Source organism: Cupriavidus sp. Met-2, assembly GCF_049843575.1.
In the GTDB taxonomy this organism is placed as follows: domain Bacteria; phylum Pseudomonadota; class Gammaproteobacteria; order Burkholderiales; family Burkholderiaceae; genus Cupriavidus; species Cupriavidus metallidurans.
Genome location: NZ_JBBHZL010000011.1, coordinates 72,759 through 93,721, shown reverse-complemented (window position 1 = coordinate 93,721; position 20,963 = coordinate 72,759). Strand labels below are relative to the sequence as shown.

Below are 20,963 nucleotides of genomic sequence, written 5' to 3'. Positions count from 1 at the left end.
CGTCATCGGTTCCACCCGTAGCGCCACCCGTCTCCCCGATACACTCGCCCGGCGAACTGCCGATGGGAGCGCGGGTGTTCGCCTTTGCCTCGATGTGCGTGGGCATGTTTATCGCCCTGCTGGACATCCAGATCGTCTCCGCGTCGCTGCGTGATATTGGCGGTGGGCTGTCCGCTGGCGCGGACGAGACGGTGTGGGTCCAGACCGCCTACCTGATCGCCGAGATCATCGTCATCCCCCTATCAGGCTGGCTCGCGCGCGTCATGTCCACGCGCTGGCTGTTTGCCGCATCAGCCGCCGGATTCACGGCTACCAGCCTGCTCTGCGGCATCGCGTGGAATATCCAGAGCATGATCGCCTTCCGCGCGGCGCAGGGCTTTCTGGGCGGATCGATGATCCCGATGGTCTTCACCACCGTCTTCGCGTTCTTCCAGGGACGTCAGCGTGTGGCCGCCGCCGCGATCATCGGTGGTCTGGCGTCGCTGGCCCCCACCCTTGGCCCAACCATCGGCGGCTGGATCACCGACAATTTTTCGTGGCACTGGCTGTTTTTCATCAACCTGGTGCCGGGGATCTTCGTGACGATCGCGGTGCCGGCGCTGGTCAAGATCGACGAGCCCGACTGGTCGCTGCTCAAGGGGGCGGACTACCTCGGCATCGTACTGATGGCGCTGTTTCTTGGCTGTCTCGAGTACACCCTGGAGGAAGGCCCCCGCTGGGACTGGCTGGGCGACCGGACGATCCTGACCACGGCCTGGATCTCCGGGCTGGCCGGCATTGGTTTCCTGTGGCGTTCGCTCACGTACAAGAACCCGGTGGTAGATCTACGCGCGCTGAAGGACATCAACTTCGCGCTCGGATGTTTCTTCTCGTTTGTGGTCGGCATCGGAATTTTCGCGACGATATATCTGACGCCGCTGTTCCTGGGTCAGGTACGCGGATTCAGCGCCCTGCAGATCGGGCTGGCGATCTTCTCGACGGGCCTGTTCCAGGTGCTATCGATACCGTTCTATGCCTACCTGGCGAACCGCGTGGATCTACGCTGGCTGCTGATGTTCGGCCTCGCCCTGTTTGCGCTATCGATGTGGAATTTCGCGCCAATCACGCACGACTGGGGCGGCGCGGAACTGCTGTTTCCGCAGGCGTTGCGGGGTATGGCGCAGCAGTTCGCCGTGGCGCCCACCGTTACGCTGACGCTTGGCGGCTTACCGCCGGCACGGCTCAAGCTGGCATCCGGGCTATTCAACCTGATGCGCAACCTGGGCGGGGCCATCGGTATTGCCGCCTGCGCGACGATCCTCAACGACCGGACCAACCTGCACTTCCTGCGTCTGGCGGAACACCTGAACATTCGCAACGAGTCCATGGCCGCTTTCCTCAACGAGGCAACCACGCACGCGGTGACGATGAACAACGAGATCAGTGATGGCAACGCGGCCGCCCTGAAGCAACTCTGGGCGCTGACGATGCGCGAGGCCCACACGCTGACCTACGCCGATGCGTTCCTCGCGATCTTTGTGTGTTTTGTCATCGCGGTTCCAATGGTCGTGCTAATGCGAAAGGTTGCGCCCCCGAGCGCGCCGTCTGCGGATGCCCATTGAACGCCGGCGGAATGTCGATTGACCGTCCATCGACCGTCCATCGACCGTCCATTGAGCTTCTATTGAGCTTCTATTGAGCGGCTATCGAACGTCCATTGGTAACGGTCACGCCGAACGGCCTTGTTTCGGCATTTCCCCGCCTATCGCCCCCTTCTTTTTTCTCTTATGATGCGGCGCACTGTACTACCCGTGCGCCGTCCGATTTGGGCCAGACCAATGTCTGCAATGTCCGGTCAAGTACATACAAAGAAGGTGGGCCGGTCTCACCATCGCCGGCCAGAACACTAAAAAACAAAGCACAACGAGAAGGAGAGATTCTTGAAGAAAGTCATCCGTACCAGTCTGGTAGCGTTGGCAGCCGCCATGACCATGATGCACGCCCACGCAGCCCCAACGCTGGTGGAGTCGGTGCAGGGCTACACGCTGCAGCACGATCAGATCGTGCAGTTCAGCGGTCTCGTGTTCGACCAGGGCAAGGTCGTGGCCACCGGTGACGCCGCCGCCCTGCGCGCGAAATACCCCGATGCCAAGCGTATCGACGGTCAGGGCAAGACGTTGCTGCCGGGCCTGATCGACGCCCACGGCCACGTGTTCCGCCTGGGCTTCAAGACGACCGAGATTTCGCTCTCCGGCACGCGCGACCTGCAAGAAGCGCAAGGCCTGATCCGTGCCCACGGTCAGAAGAACCCTCAACGCCAGTGGCTGCTCGGCTACGGCTGGAATCAGGTGAACTGGAAGCTGGGCCGCTTCCCGACCGCCGCCGAGCTCGATGCCGCGGTGTCGGACCGCCCGGTGCGACTGGTTCGGGTGGATGGCCATGCCGCGTGGCTGAACACCAAGGCCATGCAGGCGGCCGGCATCACACGTGACACCAAGGACCCGGCCGGTGGCCGTATCGAGCGCGACGCGGAGGGCAACCCGACCGGCGTGCTGGTCGACAAGGCCATGGCGCTGGTCAACGATGTGATTCCGCCCTACACCGACAACGATCGCCGTGCCGCGCTGGCCGCCGCCGTCGCGCATATGAACGCGCTGGGCCTGACCGCCGTGGGCGATGCCGGCGTGACCGTGGCCGACGACCGCATCTATCGCGAGTTCGCCGACCAGGGCAAGCTGAACACCCGCATCTACGGGATGATTCGCGATACGGGCGACGACTTCAAGGCCCTTTCCGCCAAGGGGCCGCTGATCGGCTACGGTAATGACCGCTATTACCTGCGTGCCGTGAAGCTCTACGGCGATGGCGCGCTGGGCAGCCGTGGCGCCGCGCTGATGGAGCCCTACACCGACGACCACGCCCATAGCGGCCTGCTGTTCATGAGCGATGCCGCGATGCAGACCGCCGTGAAGACCGCCCTCAAGGCTGGTTACCAGGTCAATGTGCACGCCATCGGCGACAAGACCAATCATCAGGTGCTCGACGCCATAGAAGTGGCCTACAAGGAAGTGGGTGGCCGCGACCTGCGCAACCGGATCGAACACGCGCAGGTGGTCTCGCTGCCTGATATTCCGCGCTTCAAGAAGCTGGACCTGATCGCGTCGATGCAGCCGACGCACGCCACCAGCGACATGAACATGGCGGAAGACCGTATCGGCAAGGAACGCATCAAGGGCGCCTATGCCTGGCAAACCTTCCTGAAGCAAGGCACCGTGATTGCCGGCGGCTCGGATTTCCCGGTGGAATCGGCCAACCCGTTCTACGGTCTGCACGCGGCGGTGACGCGTACCGACCATGAAGGCCGACCGATCCACGGCTGGCACCCCGAGGAAGCAATGACCCTGCCGCAGGCATTCCGCGCGTTCACGCTGGACGCCGCCTACGCCGAGCATCAGGAAAAGACGCTGGGTTCGCTGGAGACCGGCAAGTGGGCCGATTTCATCGTGGTGGACCGCGACCTGTTCAAGGTAGCCCCGGCCGATATCTGGAAGATCCAGGTACTGGAAACGTGGGTGGCCGGCGAGCGCGTGTATGCGAAGGGTGAGCAGTCGGCACAGCGCTGAACCGAGTCATGATTGCGCCGTGATGGCGTGATAGCCGTTGCATGGGAAAAATCCCGCTCTCTTCACGAGAGCGGGATTTTTTCTTTGCCTCTTAAACGTCGAACGGCGTTGCGCACGGCACGCCCATGTCGCAGCACACCAAGCCCGTCGCCCGACGCTGCAAGGCCCCCGGCGTCCCTGGCCGAGAGATCGAGCACCGAGACACCATTTCGATACATCCGGCGTTGCCTGCTTATCACGAAGCACAGCAGCAATGCACACCACAGGCAGAATGCCACGTGTGCCACAACTCGGCGATTCCACCCTAGAATCCGGAGTCCTGTCCGAACAAGCAAACACCTCTGGAGACTACATGCCTACCCCCCGACTGCACAGCCGAGTCAAATCACTGGCCAGGCTGACCGCACTAGCCATGCTGATGATGTCGGTCGGCCCCCAAGCCGCATTCGCGGCGGGCGGCGCTAGCCACGATGCCTTTTTCTGGCTAGGGGAGATCAACAAGGCGTCGACGGTCATCAATACCGACGAGGGATTGCTGGATCGCTCGCAGGCGCCGCGCGTGGCGGGCGGCATTGCCACGGTGCTGGCCAATGGCGACAAGCCCGGCGGCCAACGACCGTCGACGGTGATTACTTTCGAGCCGCTGATGATTCAGGCCGCAGGTCAGGAAGTCACGCTGATCCATGCCGGCCGCTCGAGCCAGGACATGCTTGCGACGGTGCGCGCGGCGATGTTGCGCGACGAAGTCTTGTCGCTGGCCGACCAGCTCAACAAGACCTCCGCCACCATCGTCAAGCTGGCGCGGCAGCATGCCGAAACCATCGTGCCGAACTACACGAACGGCGTTGCTGCGCAGCCCAACAGTTATGGCCACTACCTGCTCGGCATCAATGCGGGTCTGGAACGCGATGCCCAGCGCCTGCGGGAAGCCTATCAGCGCATCGATCGCTCGCCGATGGGAACGACGGTGCTGAACGGCACGGGCTGGCCGCTGAACCGCACGCGGATGGCGAGCTACCTCGGATTCTCCGCGCTGGTGGATAACGCCTATGATGCGTCGCAGATCAGCGCCGTGGACCTGCCGGTGGAAGTGGGCTCGATCGTGACCAGCATCGCCCTGCACACCGGGAGCTTCATCGAGGATGTGATGACGCAGTATGCGCAGCCGCGCCCCTGGATCCTGCTGCAGGAGGGCGGCGGCAATACCTATGTGTCCAGTGCGATGCCGCAGAAGCGCAATCCGGGGCTGCTCAACTCCACGCGCGAGAAGGCCTCCACAGCGATCACGTTGGCCATGGGGCCGGTGATTCGTGCCCACAACCTGCCGCCGGGCATGTCCGATGCCAAGGATGCCGTTACCAATGGCCAGATGGTGCAGAGCGCGATCACGACATTGAAGGGGCTGGACCGCATCATGACAGCCCTGGTGATCGATCGGCAGCGCGCGCTGGATGAACTGGACAGCGACTGGACGGCGTCGCAGGAACTGGCTGACGAATTGATGCGCAAGTACAAGCTGCCGTTCCGCGTCGGCCATCACTTCGCGTCGAACCTGGTGGACTATGCGAAGGCGCACGACATCAAGCCAAGCGCCTTCCCCTATGCCGAGGCGAAGCGCATCTATGCCGAAGCCGTGCGCGACTACGGTGGTGGGGAGTTTCCGATGAGCGAGGCGGAGTTTCGCGCGGCGCTCGATCCGGTGGCCATCGTCAAGCATCGCGTGACGGTGGGCGGACCGCAGCCAGCAGAGATGGAACGCATGCTGAAGGCGTCCGAGGGACAACTGGCACAACAGGATGCGTGGATCCGCGCGCGGCGGGCGGCGATCGATGGCTCGCTGGGCCGACTCGACCGTGATTTCGAGAAATTGCTGAAGTAGGCGCCGATGCCCGCTGCGGTTCTGTCGCGATAACGGCGGCGTGGTGAAGCCAGCGAGTGATCGACGAAGACACCACGCTCGACCATCATTGGCTCAAGATGACGCAAGTTGAGCTTTTCTGTGATGAGGAAACAAGGATGTACGGACTGATTGGAAAGATGAAGGTCATTCCTGGACAACGCGAGGCACTAGCCTCGATCCTCCTTGAGGGCGTTAGCGGAATGCCTGGCTGTTTGAGCTACATCGTCGCGCATGATCCGAATGATGCTGATGCGATCTGGATCACCGAGGTCTGGGACAGCCAAGATAGCCATCGAGCCTCCCTGTCTTTGCCGTCAGTGCAACAAGCCATCGTGCGCGGCAAACCACTCATCGCGGGTTTCGGCGAACGGTTTGAGACAACGCCGATTGGCGGCCAGGGGTTAACAACTCGCTAGAGGCAACCGCCACCGTCTTCGTTAAGGCCAGTTTGCCAACCACCGCACGGGCTGGCTTCAAACGGGGACAGTTGCGCTGCCCTCTTTAGCGACCGCTTTGGAACGAATCGTACGGCGGCTTTGGGTCGGTAGCGATCTTCTGCGCCAGGAAGCCCTTGCCTGGATAGACGGAAGGCCGAGACCGGCCAGGAACCGTCGTCAGCCCATTGTGTCTCGACTGGCTACAGATCTCCGAAACGGTCATTCGTAAACGGGCAGCGTGTCGCCACACGGAGATCCGCAGCTCAATCGATAGGTGTCTTGCCGTACCTCATGTCAGAGACAGGGTCGGAGCTCGCCGCAAAGATAAAGTGCGTGCTCTTCAAACTCCTCGCCCGCGCATGGGCGACCAAAGTAGTAGCCTTGCTGGATGTCGACATTCAATTCGTCAAGTAAGGCGCTTGTCGCTTCATCCTCGACGCCCTCTGCTACCGTGCGGAAAGACAAAGCCTTGGCCAGTTGCACAATGGCCTGCAGTATCCGCAGGCCATCCGGCGTATGAGCGCGCCGCACGAAGGAGATATCGATCTTCAGCTCTCCGACGGGCAGTGCATGCAATTGCGATAGGGAGGCGTAGCCAGTTCCGAAATCATCGATGGAAAGCGTGAAGCCGGCGTCGGCAAGTCGCTGTAGTTGGTCGGCGGCGCCCTCCACTTCCATCAAAGCGATCGATTCCGTGACCTCCAGAACCAGCCTGCCGGTCGGAACCCCAAAAGTCACACAGTCTTCGACCATTGAGCTGCAAAAATCCGGCGCAACCAACTGGCGTTTGGAAATATTCAGGGAAAGATGCAGGTCCGGACGGCCTGGCATCCATTCCCGGAACTGGGCCAGCGATTTCCTTCGCACCAGGCGGCCAAGCTCACCGATCAGGCCGAGGTTCTCAGCCATCGGGATAAAGCTGCCAGGAGGAATCCAGCCGAATTCGTCGTCTTTCCAGCGTGCCAAGGCTTCCACCCCCGTCAGATGATAACGTTCGCCGGAGGCTACGCTGCGAGTGCTCACCAGCGGCTGGAACCAGATAGTAATGCACTCGTCTCGGAGGGCCTGCGCTAGACGCGCCTGGATGTAAAGCTCCTTCTTCGCGAACCCTCTTTCAGTCATGTCAGAAAAGAACTGGAAGTTGTTGCGCCCCTGAGATTTTGCGTAAAACATTGCCCGATCGGCATGAGTCAGCAACGTATCGACATTGTCTCCGTCGATGGGGTAGAGGGAAACGCCCACGCTGAACGTCGCATTGACACATTGTCCATTCGACTCAAAGGACTGGCCCATGACGTTGATCAGCCTGCCTGCTGCCTCGCGCGCAGCGTCGAGGTCCGTGATGCACGGGAACAGTACAACAAATTCATCACCCCCCCAGCGTGCCACCGTGTCGCCTTCCTCGAGACAGGTTACCAGTGCGCTGGAGACCTCTCGTAGTAGGCCATCGCCCGTCTTATGCCCGTAAGCGTCGTTGATATTCTTGAAATGATCAAGATCGACAAAGCATACCGCGACGATCTCGTTGTGGCGCTTGGCGGATTGGATGGCCTTACTAATGCGGTCTTCCAGCAATATCCGATTGGGCAGCCCGGTAAGTGCATCGTGGTGCGCCATATGAGCAATGTGGCGCTCTTGAAGATAAGTCTTGGTGATGTCGCGCAGAACGCCCCGAATACCGATGATCAGACTCCGGTCGTTTCGTTCTGCAAGAAAGCGACAGTCCATCCAGCGTTCGTGGCTGGCGCCGGCGACGAAGCGGAAGCGTCCGTGGAATTCATCCTTTTGCCCGGATTGCAAATGTCCAAGACACGCCAGAAATGCAGGGCGGTCTTGGGGGTGGATCAATTCATCCAGAGTGCCGTTAGTAGAACGCGTATCGGCCAGCCTCCACCACCCTGTATTGGCATGCATAACGACGCCATCCGGGCTAAGCTCCACCACGCCCTCCTCCAGCATGTCCAGGGTCCGCACCAGCGAATGCTGTTCCGCCGCATACTGCCTCTCCTTCAGCAGCGCCCCATTGAGATCGCGGAACGGCTGACGCACGCTATCGACAAAAACGGCACGGAAGATCAGCAAAAAAGAAATGATCTTGAATACGTGGCACGCAATATTGAACGTATCACTGACTGATCCGTAAAGCGTGGCGCATAACTCTGACAGGCACGTGATGGAAGCGGCGGCGAACAAGTCAGCCCGATTGAAACCGGCTTCCAGGCAAGCCTTGCGATAGAGGGCAACAGCGGCAATACCGTACATCAGAACCAGCGAATACTCTATCCGGATCTTCAACGGGGTCATGCCACTGCCCGGAATGAAGAAATGCGGCGCATCCACCGGAAAGAACAGTTCACTAATGTAGATCGCCCCAACGTAAGCTAAAACCAGCATGAGAGCCAGATATCGCCCTCGCCGATTCAGCACCGGCTGCCAGGGGCGGAGAGAAATAATGAGCAATCCAATGGCTACCAGAAATCGTGCGGCGAACCAGAATGTGATGGCTTTCTGAGGGCTTGCAGGGGTCACGAAATCTGGCATGCCGCCGGACCCCAGCATGTGCGCGAAGTCTAGTAGCGCCGAACCCAACAGCACCACGCCAAGAAGAATGACACTGCCCGGACGAGATTCCGCGTGGGCATTCCAGGCAATGCCGAAGACCAGCGTCGCCGCAACGATGGCTGCGGTTTCCATCGCAAGGTGCAATGGCAGATAGTTCGCGAGCCCGATATCAGCTCTGGTGTCCTTGAGCCACAGTATCCCGTAGAGAACGAACAGGAAGCCGACTAACAGGGTCAGGCGCTTCCGATACGCGTCAATAGTTGGAGCGAACAGAAGGGAGGAGTTGGGTTTCATGCCGAAGGATGGGCTCAATACGAGGTCAGCAACACCGCGATTCTCGGGAGGGTAGTCACGCAACTAGTAAAGGCTTCGCACGGACACACACTTGAAGTCTGGCTGGCGCCGGTACTTCCAAAGAGTACCGACCCATTCCTCCTCAAAGATCAACATGTAGTTGTCGACCCAATCGGAGTGAGATGTACCCCTTCCTTCGAGGGGCATAAGTCAGTAGCCGAAATGGGGTATCTGGCGAACTTCCGCGTCTAGCCAATGCAGTCGTTCACCTCAATGCTAGGCGGATGTTTCAGAAGCGTCGGTCAAGTGGCAGGTATCGACCGGTTGAATCCGCAGTCCGCAACGGTCAATCGACGGTACCAGCCTAAATGAGTACGTGACCCAGACGAGATACCTTCGTGCGCTAGCCACTCTTTCGGTGCCCACGTGGAACCGAAAGAGCTTGGACCACCTATTGCAAGCTTGGGCGAGCATTTTCCATGGCCCCATTTTTGCCGGCGAGAGGTAAACGTGCACCCTAATGGATATCTCGATGCGCCTGCAAGCGAGGTGCGCGATCGGGATTGCGTAGCTTGCGCAGGGCCTGACGTTCGAGCTGGCGGACTCGCTCACGCGAAAGACCATACTGCTGGCCTATTTCTTCGAGTGTGTAGTCTGTGCCGGCATCAACGCCGTACCGCATCTTTACAATCTTCGCTTCCCTTGGTTTCAGGGTTGCCAACGCCTCATCCAGATCCTTTCTGAGCGACACGCGCATTGCGGATTCATCCGGTGAAGCTGAACATTCGTCGGTGAGCGTATCCCATAGCAAGGCATCTCCGCTTTCGCCAACCGGCATTTCCAGCGACAGTGGTTCTTTGACCAGATCAAGAATCGCCTTGACCTTTTTTACGGAAAGGGAAAGACGCGCGGCCAAAGCTTCCGGTGCAGGGGCCTCTCCCGTTTCATGAAAGAGTTCCCGTGACGCACGATTGACCTTTCCCACAACCTCCACCAGATGAATCGGAATCCGGATAGTCGGCCCCTTGTCCGCGATAGCGCGGGTAATGCCCTGACGAATCCACCACGTGGCATAGGTCGAGAACTTGTAGCCCCGGCGGTAATCGAATCGGTCTACGGCTCGCATCAGCCCGAGATTGCCCTCCTGAATAAGATCCAGCAGAGGCATCCCGCGGTGAAGATACTTCTTGGCATTTGAAACGACGAGACGGAGATTGGACCTGATCATTTCGTCCCTGGCGGCCTGAGCCCTCGCGCGTGCTTTGGCAACGCGCTGGCCGAGGTTTTTCAGATCGCCAAGTGACATGGCCGCGCGGTTCTCAAGTACCCTCATTTCCCGCTGAATTGCCTGAATTTCCGGGATGGCTCGCACAAGCGCGTCCGCAGCACCACTGATGCGCTCTGCCGCCAGCGCCTCCGACCAGCCAAGATCGATTTCATGCCCCGGAAACGTCTGAAGGAATTGCTCTCTTGCGATACCGCATCTATCAATGACGATTCCCGCGATACGGCGTTCGGCCTGTTGAATTGCAGCGATGTGAGTGGACAGCACCTGGCCGAGACGGGCGACTGCAGCGGCACTGAAGTGATAGACCGCCAACTCGCCCCGAATCGCATTCAATGCAACGAAGGCGTCCGATGTGGCTGCCTGCTGCCTGGATTGGCGTGACCAGTCAAGGAACCGGTTTCGAACGATTGCAAGTCGCGCTATCACCTCACGCTCCAATGCGGCCGATGATCGGGCCGTCGAGGCGCCGGTGGAGACCGGATCCGTCTCTTCGAGGTCCACACCCGCAGCGCCAGGCGCTGGATCATCATCCTGGACCGCCTCACTCATCTCGATAGCTGGTACATTGACTGCGGCGGCAGGCACCTCATCCCAATGGTCGATAAGGTCGTCGACAGCCATCTCGCCTCGCTCGATTTCGTCTGCCATCGTGAGCAGTTCATAAACCACGAGCGGACACGAGACCATTTCGGCAACCATTTCGGTCACCGCGATTTCATGTCTCCTGGCAATCGCGACCTCGTCCTCTCGCGTCAACAAAGGAATCGTCCCAATTTCACGCAGATACAGTTGCACAGGGTCGGTAGTTCGTGCCTCACGCCCATCGGCCTGCATGACTGCCGCTGCCGCTTCCTCGATGACCGCCTCATCCACGACCAGAGCGTCCGCGTGCTCCTCCAGTCTGACGGGTTCGTTCGGCAACGTCCGTTCAACGATCTGGACGCCCAGCTCCTCCAACACGCGTTGGATCTGCCCAAAGTCACTGTCAGGAAGGGCGTCGCTGATCTCGCCGTGCGTCAGGAATCCCCGCTCGCGGCCTAAAGCAACCAGCGCGACCAAGGACTCGGGGTGGGTGTTATTCATGGATGAAAAAAGCTTGCCAGCAAGCGCGGGAGCGCATGCGCGATTGCGAAAGCGGAAAGTGTCCAGATCACGATAATTGCTGCCGCCGCCATCTTGCTTGCGGGCCGGCGCTCGGCGCTGCTGGCCGCAGCCCGATGCTCCTTCATGACTTCTTCCGGGATCAGCCGGATTACGACCAGGATGCCCAAGGGAACCAGCACAACATCGTCCAGATACCCAATCACCGGGATGAAATCCGGAATGAGATCGATCGGGGATAGCGCGTAGCCCGCAACAACCGCGGCAAGAACCTTTGCATACCAAGGAGTTCGGGGGTCCCGTGCGGCCAGCCAGATCGCGTGGATGTCCGTCTTGACCGTGCGGGACCACCGACGTGCCCGCGCAGCAATGCGGGATAGAAAATCCTGGCGCCACATGCGCAAGCGCACATCGTCGACCACCGGGACTGCCGCGAGGGCGAGCAGCAGGATTGCCAACGGTAGGGTGGCACTGAACCCGATATGCTTGAATCCCAGTGCACCGACCACGCCACCGACGAAGAAGAGACCAACCAGAGTGGCCAAGACACGCAGCTTTTGCCTGTTGGCTAGCACCACGGGCTTGCCAGAGTCGGCCCTGGACAGATTCCAGTAAAAGAGTTTGCCGAGTTCGATGCCAATATCGGTCACCATACCCGTCACATGCGTAGTGCGGATCTCAGCATTCGATACCTTTGTCACCATGGCGTTTTGCAAGCCCATGATGAAGCACAAAACCAGAACTGTCGCGGGAACAAATAGCCATTCGTGATGTTCGAGGTTGCCGCCGAGCAGCCCGAAGGAAACCAGAAGCCCAGCCTCCACCATCAGCGGTAAGGCAAAGGTACTTTGCAGTTGCTCCCTTCGTCCCCAGTTGATGAGCACAGCCGAGCAAGCGGCACCTGACAGAAACGCTATCAAGGCTCCAAGGCCATCGAGTACAAGTCCCAGGCTACCCAGTGCCAGGTTATCGGCCATAGCGGACAGAATACCGGACATGTGTGACGTGTACTGCTGCACGGCTAGGAATCCACCCGCGTTGGTTGCTCCAGCAACGAACGCAAGATACCGAGCCAATTGGAGGTTCGCTTCGGGACTGCGGTCCTTCCCCGTCAGTCGGCGCAGGTATGGGATCAGCATGCTCCCCTTACTTGGAAAGGCGCTTGGGCAAATGTGGGGGCATCGTGGGCTGGCGCCGCCTATCTTGTCAGCCTCTGCCAGTACGTATGGTCAGACGCGAGGTGTCTGCCACGCTTCAGACGGCTGGCGGCCGAGCGCAGGTTCAAGGGGTGCGAGGTCTCGAGCTGGCGCGCACGCGTGACCAGCGTATCCAGCGAAGGGAGCTTCCATGTTCCCTTCCACGCGATCAACGTGTAATTACAGCTATCTTCGGTCAGCGACACGGAAAACGAATCACCGAATACGGAGCGAATCTCTTCGAGATAGAAGGGGATGTCCCTGTCGTTCTCCAAGAAATTGGCGACGAGGACGCCATCGTCGGCAAGCCGCGCATGGCAGGCCGAGTAGAAGGCGATTGTTCCGAGTTGTGCAGGCATGCCGTGCGCCAGAAACCCGTCCACCAGAATGACATCGGGTCGAGCATCCTGTCCCTTGACATACTCCGCGCCATCCGCGCAGATGACTTCGAACCGGTCGTCATCCTGCGGAATCTGGAACTTGTCGCGCAAGGCAATCACTGCCGGGTCAATCTCAATTGCCACCACCTTCGCACTGGGAAGATGGTGGTAGCAGTATTTGGCAAGGGACCCCCCACCTAGGCCGATCATGGAGATACGTGACGGCGTCGGCTGCAGCAGCAGAAAACTCATCATCGTGCGTGTATAGCCGAGCACGAGCTTGTTGGGGTCGCGCACAGACATGAGGCTCTGCGTCGCGTGTATGTCGAAATGGAGCGAAAGTGCCTGCTCCGTCTCCAGTACTACAGGCTTCCCATCGTTGGTGACTGTAGCTAGAAACCGTAGGTACTCTCTCAAAGAGGCGCGTTGGGAATTCATCTGATACTCGGTCAGTACTTGTGGGTGGTTCAGGCTGTCAGTAACGCCACCAACCGCTTCACGGCGGCGGCCTCATCCGAGCCACTCGCCTGAACCCGTACCCTGCTACCCGCACGCGCGGAAAACCGCAGCACCTGCATGACGTCTTTGGCATTCACAATGCAGACGTCGTTGACTAGAAGCAAATCGCTCTCAAACTGATTCGCCGCATGCGCGAGCCGTGCCGAGCCCCGGCCTTGCAGTCCAATACTGCTGGTCACCACAATCGATTTTTCTACCACCGCTCCCTCAAGCTAGCCGCCCCCGAGCCAGTCGCGCGGCAAACCTGAGCCGAGACATCTGGGTCAAATTCCCCCAAACACCTTGTGAGATCCACACGCCACAGTCGAGTTGTGTATTATGATAATTTCATTATCATACAATACAACTCCAACACACATGGAATCCAAGACCGCCCGACTCACTGTCTTGATCGACCCGGTGAAGAAAAACGCCTTCGAATCACTGTGCGCGGCGCAAGACCAGACGCCGTCGCAAGTGGTGCGCCAACTCATCCGCGAGTACCTGAATCGACACGGCGTTGACTATGCGACCCGCCCGAAGGTCGGGGACCCGTCCTGACGCAACAGGGCAATTTGTACCCGCTAACCAACGCGATCGCGCAGAACGGCGCCAAGGATGCCTCGCAGGATGTCGATGGGTGGCGGTGGGCAACCCGGGACGCTCAAATCGACTGGAATGACATTGGAGACACGGCCGCAGCTCGCGTAGCTTTCGCCGAAGATGCCACTGGTGCACCCGCAATCTCCCACGGCGACCACCAGTTTTGGCTCGGGCGTTGCCTCGTAGGTACGCCGCAATGCTTCCTCCATATGGCGTGAGACCGGCCCGGTGACGAGCAGCATGTCGGCATGCCGCGGGCTAGCCACGAACCTGACGCCCAGTCCTTCGATGTTGTAGTAGGGGTTGCCGAGCGCGTGGATCTCAAGCTCACAGCCGTTGCAGGAGCCGGCGTCGACCTGCCGGATGGTCAGTGCGCGGCCGAGGATATCGAGCAGGTCCTTGTGGATACGCTCGATCGCGGTGTCGTCGGCACTACCTTGCGGCGCAGGCTCCGTGAGAATGCCGGTACGCGCGATCTGTTTCAGTATTTGCCACATCAGAGGTCGTGCCCCGCATAGCTGAGGTTGAAGGACTTGTTGATCAGCGGAAAGTCCGGAACGATGTTGCCGATAATGGCATGCTCGAGCGCCAGCCAGTTCTGCCATGAAGGGTCATGACAATGACAACGCAGAACACGGTCGTCGGCCCCGAGTTCGAGCGCGACGAGGACCTCACCGCGCCACCCTTCCACCCACCCTGCTCCGATCGCCCTCACGCTCGGTAACCGCAGTTCGCCGCGAATTTCCCCCTCTGGCAGCCCGGTGCAGAGGGCACGAATAAGTCGCAGCGATTCAATCACCTCGTCAAAGCGCACCGCCACGCGCGCCGCCACATCGCCAACGTTCTGCGTGGCCATTCTGACCGCCAGGGTTTCATAGGACAGCCATGCGACGTCGCAGCGCAGATCCACGGCCTGGCCGCTCGCACGACCTGCCAGTCCGGTGAGTCCGAGCCGGGCCGCGAGCTGCGGGGTTATCTGCCCGGTACCCCGAAAGCGGTCCTGCAAACCGGCATGCTCATCGTAGATGGCACGCAGCACGTGCAGTTCGCGCTCAATTTCGTCACACTGCCGCCCCAGCCGCTCCAGCGCGGGCGCAGACGTGTCGATCGCCACCCCGCCTGGCACCACCACATCCATCATCAGTCGATGGCCAAACACTTGCCCCGACAGTCGCTGCCAGTCTTCGCGCAAGCGCGAGAACTGCGCTAATCCGAATGCCAGCCCCGCATCATTGCCCAGTGCGCCAAGATCGCCCAGGTGATTGGCCACCCGTTCGCGCTCGAGCATCAGCGCACGTAAGCAGGCCGCGCGCGCAGGCAGCGTCATGCGGCATGCGGATTCGAGCGCCATGCAGTAGGCCCAGGCGTAAGCCACCGTGGAATCGCCCGAGACCCGGCCCGCCAACCGATAGCCCTCCTCTGGCGCAAGCTCAGTAAACCGACGCTCGATTCCCTTGTGCGTATAGCCCAGCCGCTCCTCGAGCCGCAATACTTTTTCGCCAACCACCGAGAAGCGGAAGTGTCCGGGCTCGATGATGCCGGCGTGTACCGGCCCTACCGCGACCTCGTGTACGCCATCACCCTCAACGCGCACGAAGGCGTAGTCCGCCGGCAACATCCCCGCTGCGACGGCGAACCCCGGCCCACTTGACTGCAGAGGACGCGCGCCAGGCGGCCACAGGCCATGATCAAGCCACGGACGAGTATCGTGGGCGCCTTCCACGGAAACTCCAGAGAGGTCGGTCATAGCTCGTTGCATCCGGCTGGCACAGGGAAAGACGCCAGCCAGATCCGGTATCGCCCGGGCGCCGTCGAGCTGAAGTTCGAGCCAGACCAGTCCATGCGGCATCGCATAGGCAACGCAAGCCGTCGCCATCGCATCTGGATCGCGCTCGGCGCCCCACACAGCAACAAGGCGTCCGCCCGCGTTCGCAACGACACACGCAATCGCCTGCCAGGCATCTTGACCAAGGCGCCCGTGCCACATCGGCAATGGCGCCACCAGGCGCTCCAGCTCTACACCAAGGTCGGGTTGCGTCATGCGCTTAGCCTCCCAGCATCGCGGCTGCCTGCCGGTACCAGACATCGAGATATGGCGGAATGTAAAGTCCTGCAACCAGCCCAAGCGCAAGATGCAGGAACACGGGGACCAAGGCCGGTGGATGCGCCAGCGGCTTGAGTTCGGTGTCACCGAACACCATCGGCTGAACACGGCTGAAGATCGATGCGAAGGCCACGCCGAGCGCGATCAACAGAAACGGCGTCGCCCATGCATGCTCGCGCATGGCGGTCGTGACAATCAGGAACTCGCTGGCAAAGACGCCGAACGGTGGCATGCCGAGGATGGCCAGCGCGCCCAGCATCAAGCCCCAACCAACCGTGGGACTGACGCGGATCAGCCCGCGGATGTCATCCATGATCTGCGTGCCTGCTTTCTGCGCGGCATGGCCGACGGCGAAAAAGATGGCTGACTTGACCAGCGAATGCATCGTCATGTGCAGCAGCCCGGCATAGCTGGCGATCGGACCGCCCATGCCAAAGGCAAAGGTGATCAGGCCCATATGCTCGATCGACGAGTACGCAAACATGCGCTTTACGTCGCGCTGACGCATCAGGAAAAACACGACCGCCACCACTGAGAGCAGACCGAAGCCCATCATGAGATAGCCGGTGAGATGGCTGCCCACCGCCGCGTCCGTCAGCATCTTGCAACGCAGCACCGCGTAGAGGGCCACATTAAGCAGCAGGCCGGACAGCACGGCTGACACCGGCGTCGGCCCCTCTGCGTGCGCATCGGGTAGCCAGTTGTGCAGTGGCACCAGCCCCACCTTGGTGCCATAGCCGATGAAGAGAAAGGCGAAGGCCAGTGTGATGATATTGGGGTCCAGGTGTTCCTTTACCGCGTTGAGGTTGGTCCATAGCAGAGCGCCGCCCTCGGCACCGACCACCTTCTCCGCCGCCATGTAGAGCAGCACCGTGCCAAACAGCGCCTGAGCGATACCCACACCGCACAGAATGAAATATTTCCACGCTGCCTCCAGGCTGGCCGCGGTGCGGTAGACGCTGACCAATAGCACTGTTGTCAGCGTTGCGGCTTCCATTGCGACCCACACGATGCCGAGATTGTTTGTGGTCAGCGCCAGCAACATGGTGAACATGAACAACTGATACATGCTGTGGTACAGCCGCAGACGGGGCGGTGTCATCTTGCCGTGGTCACGTTCGATCCGCATATATGGTCGCGAAAAGAGCGAAGTAGTCAGCCCCACGAGGGCGGTCAGCGCGACCAGGAAGACGTTCAGAGAGTCGACGTAGAACTCGTACTGCCACGCGAGCAAGGGGCCATCGGAGACAACAATCGCCGCAAGCACGCAGGCCGCAGCAAAGGTGCCCAGGCTGAACGCAACATTGATGTCGCGCGCATGTTCGCGATGCCCTGCCAGTGCCAGCACCAGGCCGCCGGCGAGCGGAATTGCGAGCAGGAATGCGAGCGCCGCCACGTCAATCCTCCTTCAATTGCTCCAGATTCCGGATGTCCAGACTGTCGAACTGCGCCCGGATCTGGAACATGAACACGCCCAGGATCAGCACCCCGATCAGCACATCCAGCGCAATGCCCAGCTCAACCACCATCGGCATGCCGTAGGTGGCTGCGGTGGCTGCAAAGAACAGCCCGTTTTCCATCGACAGAAAGCCGATCACCTGTGGCACCGCCTTGGAGCGTGTGATCATCATCAGGAAGGACAGCAGCACGCACGCCAGCGCAATGCCGAGCGTGCCGCTGGCCAGCTTGAGCGACATTTGCGAGATCGGCATGGCCAGGTTGAAGGCGAATATCACCACGAGAATGCCGATCAGCATGGTGGTGGGAATATTGATCAGCCTTTCTATGTCCCAACGAATCTGCAACCGATCGATGATCCGGTGCAGCAGATAGGGAATCAACAGGGCCTTGAGCACCAGCGTCAGCGCGGCCGACAGGTACAGGTGCGGCTGGGTTGTGACATAGCCAACCACCGCTGTCGCCAGCGCCAATGTCATGCCCTGCAGCGTAAACAGATGAATCAGTGACAGGATGCGGCGCTGCGAAATCATCGCAAACGCGAGTATCAGCAGGACCGCGCCGAGCAGGTTGACAAACTGGGCGAGTAGCATGCTCATATCAGTGGACCAGGAGCAGATGCACAAGCAGGCCGATGACCGCCAGCAGGAAAGCGGTGGCGAGGAACTCGGGTACACGGAATATCCGCATCTTGGCGTTGACGGTCTCCAGCAGCGCCAGCAGGAACCCGCCCAACAGCAGTTTTAACATCAGTGCCGGCAATGCCAGCAACACCGAGAGCGGTGCATTGGCCTCGCCCACGCCCCAGGGAATAAACAGCGCCAGCCCGATACAGGAGTATGCGAACAATTTGAGACTGGCCGCCCACTCCAGCAGCGCCAGATGCCGGCCCGAGTATTCCAGGATCAACGCTTCATGGATCATGGTCAGCTCCAGGTGAGTAGCGGGATTGTCCACCGGCACGCGCGCGTTTTCGGCCAGTGACACCATGGTGAATGCGACACCGGCGAAGGCCATGCCGGGATAGATGGTCAGCTCACGATGGGCCAGCGTCTCGACAATCGTGGCGAGCGAGGTCGAGTGAGAGATAAGCGAGGCCGAGAACAGCACCATCAGCAACGCCGGCTCCGCCAAGAAGCCGATCAGCATCTCTCGGCGCGCACCCATCGTGCCAAAGGCCGTGCCAACATCCATGGCAGCCAGCGAGATGAACACCCGTGCCAGCGCGAACAAGCTAACCAGGGCGATGGCATCGGCGGCGGGCGCCAGTGGCAGGTCGGTAGACAATGTGGGGATGATGGAACACGCCAGTGTCATGCAGCCAAACACCACATAGGGGGTGACGCGGAATAGCGGCGAGGCATTGTCAGCCACCACCGATTCCTTGTTGAGGAGCTTGTGCAGCATGCGATAGGGCTGCCAGAAGCTCGGCGCGGACTTGTTCTGCAGCCAGGCACGCCACACATTGATCCAGCCGGAAAGCAACGGCGCCAGGACAATCGAGATCACTATCTCGAGCAGTTGTGCCAGCACGCCGGTTGCGCTCATGGGTATGGCCTCACCGCATGACCGCCAGCAGCACGGCAATCAACGTCAGAAAGCTGAACAGCAGATACGCTGAAATGCGCCCCTGCTGAATTGCACCGACCGCGCGTGCCATAACCGCGACCAGGCGGACCACGGGCAAGTACAGCCAGCGCCAGAACGGATCTGACACTATCACCCGATATTGCGGGTGTTCGTCGAACGGGGTGGGCAGGTCACGCCTAATCTGAAAAAAGGGCTCGAAGATCTGCCGAATCGGCTGGCCGAAACCCTCGGCGGTATCTTGCATGCGCGGGGTGCCCCACGGAAAGCCGCAGGCCCAGGCCACGCTGCGACGCAGCCTGCCATGGTAGAGACCGCGCACAAGAAGATAGGCAAGCGCGAAACTGGCAAGGATACCTAGCAGGAAGATGACCGGCCCGTAGCTGGCCTGCTCCGGACTGATCGGCGCAAGCAGCCAGCCGCTGGTCGCGACACGTGCGCCGAGGCCGCTGCCGACCAATTGCTGCGTCACTGCATCGATCAGGCCGATGAAAGGAGATGGCAATAGTCCAAGCGCGATGCTTCCCAGTGCCAGCCATAGCATGCCGGCGCGCTCCCAGCCGCCAGCGTCCTGCGCGTCGTTGAGTCTGGGCTCGCGCGGAAGGCCGAGAAAGATCACACCGAAGAACTTCACCATCGTGTAGCCGGCCAGGGCCGCTACCAGCGCAATCAGCGCCGCCACCACGGGGATAAGCATGGTCAGGAGCGGCACCGGCAATCCGGTCGTAAACAGAAAGCTCTGCAGGAGCAACCACTCCGAGACGAACCCACCAAGCGGTGGCAGACCCGCGCTGGTCAGCACGCCCACCAGTGTGAGCCAGCCCACCCACGGCATCTGGCGTATTAAACCTCCCAGCTTGCCGAGGCTGCGCTCGGCAGTAGCATGCAGCACGCTGCCAGTACCAAGGAAAAGCAGGCTCTTGAAGAAGGCATGGCTGGCCACGTGATATAGCGCTGCGGTCAGCGCCAGAGCGGCCAACGGTTTCATGCCGTAGGCCGAGAAGATCAAAGCGAGGCCAATAGCAACGAACAGCAGGCCCATGTTCTCAATCGATGAGTAGGCCAGCAACCGCTTCATGTCGGTTTGCACTGCGGCGAACACCACGCCATACAGCGCGGTGGCCAGGCCGGAGGCCAACAGTAGCCCGCCCCACCACCACAGATGTATCTGTGCCAGGTCCAGAACCACACGCAAGAGGCCATAAATGGCGGTATTGAGCATGACGCCACTCATCATTGCCGACACCGGCGATGGCGCGGCCGGGTGCGCTTCGGGCAGCCACACATGCAGTGGAAGCAGACCGGCCTTGGCGCCGAAGCCGAACATTGCAAGCAGGAACGCGACCGACGCCCAGAACGGCGTCAGCGTTTGGGCGCGCATGTTCGCGAAGGTGTAGTCGCCGGTATTGGCCTGCAGGACGCCAAAGCACAACAGGACCGCGATCGCCCCGATGTGTGCCATGGTGATGTACAGGTAGCCGGCGCTGCGAACCTCCGCGATGCGGTGGTTGGCGGTCACCAGGAAGAACGATGACAACGCCATGGTCTCCCACATCACCATGAACGCGTAGGCGTCGTCGGCCAGCACAACGCCAGCCATGCTGGCCAGGAACAGGTGATACTCCAGGCATAGCAAGCCGGGGGGGCGTGCCCTCGCCTTGGCGGAAGTAACCCGCCGCGAACACGGAGATTCCGGCCGCTGCGGCACCGATTACCATCAGGAAATAGGCGGACAGGCTATCCAGCCGGAGATGGAAAGGCAGACGCGGCAGCCCGATGGAAAGCACTGCCACTTCGGGGCTGTTACCCACCGCCGCAAGAGCCAGCGCGCTGAGCACCAGCCCGAGCAGAGCGCCCAGAGGGAAGAGCAGGCGCGACACCAGTGCCAGACGATGCAGTGCGAGCACACCGGTTGCCCCGATCATCAGCCACGCGGCCGTGACAACGAGCATC

The 20,963-nt window shown here is 60.6% G+C and carries 15 protein-coding genes and 1 pseudogene; 5 read left to right on the top strand and 11 right to left on the bottom strand.

The annotated features are described in order from the left end of the window. Positions 1-62: 62 nt before the first annotated feature. From WD006_RS21885 to WD006_RS21870, 4 genes are all read left to right on the top strand, one after another. Positions 63-1,601, top strand: a complete 1,539-nt coding sequence (locus WD006_RS21885; protein WP_024569721.1) for a DHA2 family efflux MFS transporter permease subunit — start codon at positions 63-65, stop codon at positions 1,599-1,601. 318 nt (positions 1,602-1,919) lie between these two features. Further along, complete coding sequence (locus WD006_RS21880) at positions 1,920-3,602, top strand: amidohydrolase (RefSeq protein WP_029308943.1); 1,683 nt, start codon at positions 1,920-1,922, stop codon at positions 3,600-3,602. Between the two features lie 352 nt (positions 3,603-3,954). Then, complete coding sequence (locus WD006_RS21875) at positions 3,955-5,481, top strand: argininosuccinate lyase (RefSeq protein ID WP_080711470.1); 1,527 nt, start codon at positions 3,955-3,957, stop codon at positions 5,479-5,481. 56 nt (positions 5,482-5,537) lie between these two features. Beyond that, positions 5,538-5,918: a putative quinol monooxygenase gene (locus WD006_RS21870; protein WP_011519093.1), complete on the top strand. Its 381-nt coding sequence runs from the start codon at positions 5,538-5,540 to the stop codon at positions 5,916-5,918. Positions 5,919-6,233: 315 nt separating this feature from the next. Here the strand turns inward: WD006_RS21870 and WD006_RS21865 are convergent, their stop codons facing one another. From WD006_RS21865 to WD006_RS21845, 5 genes are all read right to left on the bottom strand, one after another. Continuing rightward, positions 6,234-8,795 carry a bifunctional diguanylate cyclase/phosphodiesterase gene (locus WD006_RS21865; protein WP_029308940.1) on the bottom strand — a complete coding sequence of 854 codons (2,562 nt, stop codon included), beginning with the start codon at positions 8,793-8,795 and terminating at the stop codon, positions 6,234-6,236. A 517-nt stretch (positions 8,796-9,312) separates the two neighbouring features. Continuing rightward, the gene (rpoD, locus tag WD006_RS21860; protein WP_425648286.1) at positions 9,313-11,166 is read right to left on the bottom strand and encodes an RNA polymerase sigma factor RpoD; all 1,854 of its coding nucleotides are present in this window, start codon (positions 11,164-11,166) and stop codon (positions 9,313-9,315) included. Further along, positions 11,163-12,323, bottom strand: a complete 1,161-nt coding sequence (locus WD006_RS21855) for a DUF1275 domain-containing transporter (protein WP_029308938.1) — start codon at positions 12,321-12,323, stop codon at positions 11,163-11,165. Before WD006_RS21855 ends, rpoD begins: the two co-directional genes overlap by 4 nt. 59 nt (positions 12,324-12,382) lie before the next feature. Beyond that, entirely contained in the window at positions 12,383-13,198 is an 816-nt protein-coding gene (locus WD006_RS21850) for a fused MFS/spermidine synthase (protein WP_029308937.1), read from the bottom strand. Between the two features lie 29 nt (positions 13,199-13,227). Continuing rightward, positions 13,228-13,479 (bottom strand): HPr family phosphocarrier protein, encoded by a 252-nt coding sequence (locus WD006_RS21845; protein ID WP_011519097.1) that lies wholly within the window; start codon positions 13,477-13,479, stop codon positions 13,228-13,230. A gap of 157 nt (positions 13,480-13,636) precedes the next feature. On the opposite strand from WD006_RS21845, the gene WD006_RS21840 reads away from it, so the two are divergent. Then, positions 13,637-13,819, top strand: coding sequence for a hypothetical protein (locus WD006_RS21840; RefSeq protein ID WP_029308936.1), 183 nt, complete (start codon positions 13,637-13,639; stop codon positions 13,817-13,819). A 23-nt stretch (positions 13,820-13,842) separates the two neighbouring features. Here the strand turns inward: WD006_RS21840 and WD006_RS21835 are convergent, their stop codons facing one another. From WD006_RS21835 to hyfB, 6 genes and pseudogenes are all read right to left on the bottom strand, one after another. Further along, positions 13,843-14,358, bottom strand: coding sequence for an NADH-quinone oxidoreductase subunit B family protein (locus WD006_RS21835; RefSeq protein ID WP_029308935.1), 516 nt, complete (start codon positions 14,356-14,358; stop codon positions 13,843-13,845). After that, on the bottom strand, positions 14,358-15,902 hold the full coding sequence (locus WD006_RS21830) for an NADH-quinone oxidoreductase subunit C (RefSeq protein WP_029308934.1): 1,545 nt from the start codon (positions 15,900-15,902) through the stop codon (positions 14,358-14,360). The genes WD006_RS21835 and WD006_RS21830 overlap by 1 nt, the downstream gene beginning before the upstream one ends. Before the next feature lie 4 nt (positions 15,903-15,906). Further along, on the bottom strand, positions 15,907-17,361 hold the full coding sequence (locus WD006_RS21825; protein ID WP_029308933.1) for a hydrogenase 4 subunit F: 1,455 nt from the start codon (positions 17,359-17,361) through the stop codon (positions 15,907-15,909). 1 nt (position 17,362) lies between these two features. Beyond that, complete coding sequence (locus WD006_RS21820) at positions 17,363-18,022, bottom strand: formate hydrogenlyase (RefSeq protein ID WP_011519102.1); 660 nt, start codon at positions 18,020-18,022, stop codon at positions 17,363-17,365. 1 nt (position 18,023) lies between these two features. Next, a complete protein-coding gene (locus WD006_RS21815; RefSeq protein WP_029308932.1) occupies positions 18,024-18,971 on the bottom strand; it encodes a respiratory chain complex I subunit 1 family protein in 948 nt (315 codons plus the stop codon). A 10-nt stretch (positions 18,972-18,981) separates the two neighbouring features. Then, positions 18,982-20,962, bottom strand: a pseudogene (gene hyfB, locus WD006_RS21810) (hydrogenase 4 subunit B). Position 20,963: the final 1 nt, after the last annotated feature.